General features: G+C 54.8%; 6 protein-coding genes. 1 reads left to right on the top strand and 5 read right to left on the bottom strand.

The genetic code is table 11. The features are described from left to right. Positions 1-5 precede the first annotated feature (5 nt). From AC1DRJ_RS20235 to rplM, 5 genes are all read right to left on the bottom strand, one after another. Positions 6-788, bottom strand: a complete 783-nt coding sequence (locus tag AC1DRJ_RS20235; RefSeq protein WP_477803709.1) for a cytochrome c1 — start codon at positions 786-788, stop codon at positions 6-8. Continuing rightward, complete coding sequence (locus tag AC1DRJ_RS20230) at positions 788-1,999, bottom strand: cytochrome b (RefSeq protein WP_477803708.1); 1,212 nt, start codon at positions 1,997-1,999, stop codon at positions 788-790. The genes AC1DRJ_RS20235 and AC1DRJ_RS20230 overlap by 1 nt, the downstream gene beginning before the upstream one ends. Beyond that, positions 1,999-2,592, bottom strand: a complete 594-nt coding sequence (gene petA / locus AC1DRJ_RS20225) for a ubiquinol-cytochrome c reductase iron-sulfur subunit (protein WP_477803707.1) — start codon at positions 2,590-2,592, stop codon at positions 1,999-2,001. The genes AC1DRJ_RS20230 and petA overlap by 1 nt, the downstream gene beginning before the upstream one ends. 268 nt (positions 2,593-2,860) lie before the next feature. Continuing rightward, positions 2,861-3,253 (bottom strand): 30S ribosomal protein S9, encoded by a 393-nt coding sequence (gene rpsI, locus AC1DRJ_RS20220; RefSeq protein WP_003216038.1) that lies wholly within the window; start codon positions 3,251-3,253, stop codon positions 2,861-2,863. A gap of 14 nt (positions 3,254-3,267) precedes the next feature. Continuing rightward, positions 3,268-3,696 carry a 50S ribosomal protein L13 gene (gene rplM / locus AC1DRJ_RS20215; RefSeq protein WP_007905295.1) on the bottom strand — a complete coding sequence of 143 codons (429 nt, stop codon included), beginning with the start codon at positions 3,694-3,696 and terminating at the stop codon, positions 3,268-3,270. A gap of 245 nt (positions 3,697-3,941) precedes the next feature. Here rplM and AC1DRJ_RS20210 point away from each other — a divergent pair. After that, positions 3,942-4,279: aldo/keto reductase (locus AC1DRJ_RS20210; protein ID WP_477803706.1), on the top strand; the 338-nt coding region annotated here is incomplete at its 3' end.

Raw genomic sequence — 4,279 nt, 5'->3', positions numbered from 1 at the left:
CTTTATCAGTGCACATCTTTCCAGTATTCGCGCTTGAGCAAATAAGCGAATACGAAGAAGAACGCCAGGTACAGCAAGACGTATGTACCGATGCGCTGATGTTGCAGCTTAACCGGGTTAGCCGAGTAAGCGAGGAAGGTTACCAGATTCTTGACCTTCTCATCGAACTGCTCTTCGGTCAAAGCACCGCTTTTCGGCACAATGGTCAACTGATCGCACGCTTCATGAGTCAGCGCGGTACCGGTCAGAGGATCAAATTGTTTCTTGCCGTCTTCGACGATCTGAACCTGTTTGCATCCAATGACCTGACGACCCTGAAGGGCCGCCATGACGTTTGGCATACCGACGTTCGGGAAGACCTTGTTGTTCACGCCCCATGGACGCGACGGGTCTTCATAGAAGGACGTCAGGTAGTTGTAGAGCCAGTCAGTACCACGAACGCGAGCCACCAGCGTCAAGTCGGGCGGAGCCGCGCCGAACCAGGCCTTGGCGTCTGCCGGCTGCATGCCGATATTCATGTGGTCGCCAATCTTGGCGCCGGTGAACACCAGCTTCGAGAGCATCAGATCATGCGGAACGCCAATATCATCGGCAACACGTTCATAGCGCTGAAACTTGGCGCTATGGCAGCCCATGCAGTAGTTGGCGAATGTACGTGCGCCATCCTGCAGGGCAGCCTTGTCGGAAACGTCGATGTCGACGCTTTTCAGCTCAGGTCCACCATGCTCTGCCCCGAAGGACAGAACAGGCATAGCCGCAAGAATCAGTACAGCAAATAGCTTTTTCATCAGCCAGTCACCCTTTCCGGAACCGGTTTGGTCTTCTCAAGCCTGGTGTAGAACGGCATCAGAATGAAGTAGGCGAAGTACAGGAACGTACACACCTGCGACAACAACGTCCGCCCTGGCGTTGGGGCCAATACGCCCAGCACACCCAGGATCACGAACGAGATGCAGAACACCCACAACCAGATCTTGCTCAGCCAGCCTTTGTAGCGCATCGACTTGACCGGGCTGCGGTCCAGCCATGGCAGGACGAACAACATGGCAATCGAAGCACCCATGGCGATAACACCCATGAGCTTGTCCGGGATTGCTCGCAGAATCGCGTAGAACGGGGTGAAGTACCAGACCGGAGCGATGTGCTCTGGGGTCTTGAAGGCGTTCGCCACTTCGAAGTTCGGCTTCTCGAGGAAGTAACCGCCCATTTCCGGGAAGAAGAACACGATCGAACAGAAGATGAACAGGAACACCACCACGCCGACGATATCTTTCACGGTGTAGTACGGATGGAAGGCAATGCCGTCCAGCGGTACGCCGTTTTCGTCTTTGTATTTCTTGATGTCGACACCGTCCGGGTTGTTCGAACCGACTTCGTGCAACGCCAGAACATGCAGCACCACCAGACCCAGGATCACGATCGGCAAGGCAACAACGTGCAGGGCGAAGAAGCGGTTCAGGGTAATACCGGAAATCAGGTAGTCACCACGGATCCACTGGGTCAGGTCGTTACCGATGACCGGGATCGCACCGAACAGCGAGATGATCACCTGGGCGCCCCAGTAGGACATCTGGCCCCACGGTAGCAGATAGCCCATGAAGGCTTCAGCCATTAGCGCCAGGTAGATCAGCATGCCGAAGACCCACACCAGCTCACGCGGCTTCTGGTACGAACCGTAGAGCAAGCCACGGAACATGTGCAGATAAACCACGATGAAGAACGCCGACGCGCCGGTGGAGTGCAGCAGACGCAGGATCGAGCCGTACTCGACGTCGCGCATGATGTATTCGACGGAAGCAAACGCCTCTTCTGCCGACGGGGTGTAGCTCATGGTCAGCCAGACACCGGTGACGATCTGGTTTACCAGAACGAGCAGCGCCAGGGAGCCAAAGAAATAGAAGAAGTTGAAGTTCTTCGGGGCGTAGTACTTGCTGAGATGGTCTTCCCACATTTTGGTCGCGGGAAAGCGTGCATCTACCCAATCCATGAACTTGCTCATCACGCTTGCTCCGTATCGACGCCAATGACAATGATCTCATCGGTCTCATAGGAATGCGGGGGAACTGGCAGGTTCAAAGGCGCAGGTTGCGACTTGTAGACGCGACCAGCCAGATCGTAATGGGAGCCGTGGCAAGGGCAGAAATATCCACCTACCCACTTCGGACCAAGATCCACAGGGGCCACTTCCGGACGGAAAGTAGGCGAACAACCCAAATGCGTGCAGATACCGATCAGCAGCAAAATTTCCGGCTTGATCGAACGTGTCTCTGGATTGACATATTCCGGTTGCGTCGATTGTTTGGAATCAGGATCGGCGAGCTGGTCTTCGATCYTTTTCAGATTCGCCAGGATTTCCTCGGTACGGCGGACAATGAACACCGGCTGGCCGCGCCACTCAGCAATCATCTGCTGGCCTGGCTCGATTTTGCTGACATTCACTTTCACCGGTGCACCTGCGGCTTTCGCCTTGGCACTGGGAAACCATGACCCCACGAACGGGACCGCAGCCCCCACCGCTCCTGCAGCACCCACCACGGATGTGGCTGCTACCAAGAAGCGACGCCGGCCTGTATTCACGCCGTCATTGCTCATTCAGTCCTCTCCCATCAGCTTTGTGGCCTGTTAAATCAGGCATCTACTAAGTAAATCTATGTACTTATAAAAATTTTGCCGAATGGTAATGAAAAGCCCCAATTCTGACAAGGTAATTACCGAAGGGGTCCACTGCCAAGCCCTGTAGTATAGGGGCTCTACGGATGTGGCAAGTTGTCACAGCGCAATTCTTTGATAAATCTCACACACAAAAAAACGCCCAGCTCCGTGAGGAAACTGGGCGTTCTTTTTTGAACGTGAAAGCGAATTAACGCTTCGAGTACTGCGGACGCTTACGCGCTTTACGCAGACCGACTTTCTTACGTTCAACTTCACGAGCATCGCGAGTAACGAAGCCAGCTTTGCGCAGAGCGCCACGCAGGGTTTCGTCGTACTGCATCAGTGCGCGAGTGATACCRTGGCGGATTGCGCCAGCTTGACCACTTACACCGCCACCGATAACGGTGACGTAGATGTCGAACTTTTCAACTGTCTCGGTCAGTTCCAGCGGCTGACGAACTACCATGCGGGCAGTTTCGCGGCCGAAGAAATTTTCCAGGGTGCGGTTGTTGATCGAGATGTTACCAGTACCCGGACGCAGGAAAACGCGTGCGGTTGCGGTCTTGCGACGGCCAGTGCCGTAATTTTGAGTCGCCGACATAATGAACTATTCCGTTAAAACTTCAGTTCTTGGGGCTGCTGAGCAGTATGAGGGTGTACAGCGCCCGCATAGACTTTCAGCTTACGATACATGTCGCGACCCAGCGGGTTCTTAGGCAGCATGCCTTTGACCGCAGTCTCGATCACGCGCTCAGGGGCTTTAGCGATCAGCTTTTCGAAGTTGATCGACTTGATGCCGCCCGGGAAACCGGAGTGGGAGTAGTAGATCTTGTCGGTGGTTTTAGCACCAGTTACACGAATCTGCTCGGCATTGATAACGACGATGTAATCGCCGGTGTCAACGTGAGGAGTGTACTCAGCTTTATGCTTGCCACGCAGACGGCTCGCGATTTCGGTGGCCAGACGACCCAGGGTCTGACCTGCAGCGTCGACGACAAACCAGTCGCGCTGTACTGTTTCCGGTTTAGCAGTAAAAGTTTTCATTCTTTATAGCCTCAGGGGCCGCCCTGTAAATTAGACGGCGGATCTTACTGAATAGTGCGTACTTTGACAAGTCAAAGGCAGCCGGATACAGACGCTTTCGGGGGCTCGGGTCGGCGCGTCCGTTCAACGGCAAGATTCTTCGGCGGCGGCGCATCACTTCCACTGCAGAAAGAGGTGCGCAATTATGCAGATTGCGAAAAATATTTCAACCTGCTTTTATGATTGTTTTGCCCAAGGAGCACCTGATGGACTATCGACAGCTAGGCCGAACCGATCTGAACGTGAGCGCTATCTGCCTCGGAACCATGACGTGGGGCGAGCAAAACAGCGAGGCTGAAGCCTTCGCCCAGATCGAACGGGCCAAAAGTGCCGGGATCAATTTCATCGACACCGCCGAGATGTATCCGGTGCCGCCCAAGGCCGACACCTACGCCACCACCGAGCGCTACATCGGCAATTACTTCAAAAGTCGTGGCGATCGCGCCGACTGGATCCTTGCCAGCAAGATCGCCGGCCCCGGCAACACCATCGACTACATCCGCGACAAAAACCTGCGCCACAACCGTCAGCACATCACTGAAGC

It is taken from the genome of Pseudomonas sp. P5_B2 (assembly GCF_056400445.1).
Note: the sequence above shows the minus strand (reverse complement) of the source record. Positions and strands in the feature narration are given on the sequence as shown.

Excerpts from the sequence above, each read along its gene's own strand:
- AC1DRJ_RS20235 (WP_477803709.1), bottom strand. The coding sequence starts at position 788 with ATGAAAAAGCTATTTGCTGTACTGATTCTTGCGGCTATGCCTGTTCTG.
- AC1DRJ_RS20230 (WP_477803708.1), bottom strand. The coding sequence starts at position 1,999 with ATGAGCAAGTTCATGGATTGGGTAGATGCACGCTTTCCCGCGACCAAA.
- rplM (WP_007905295.1), bottom strand. The coding sequence starts at position 3,696 with ATGAAAACTTTTACTGCTAAACCGGAAACAGTACAGCGCGACTGGTTT.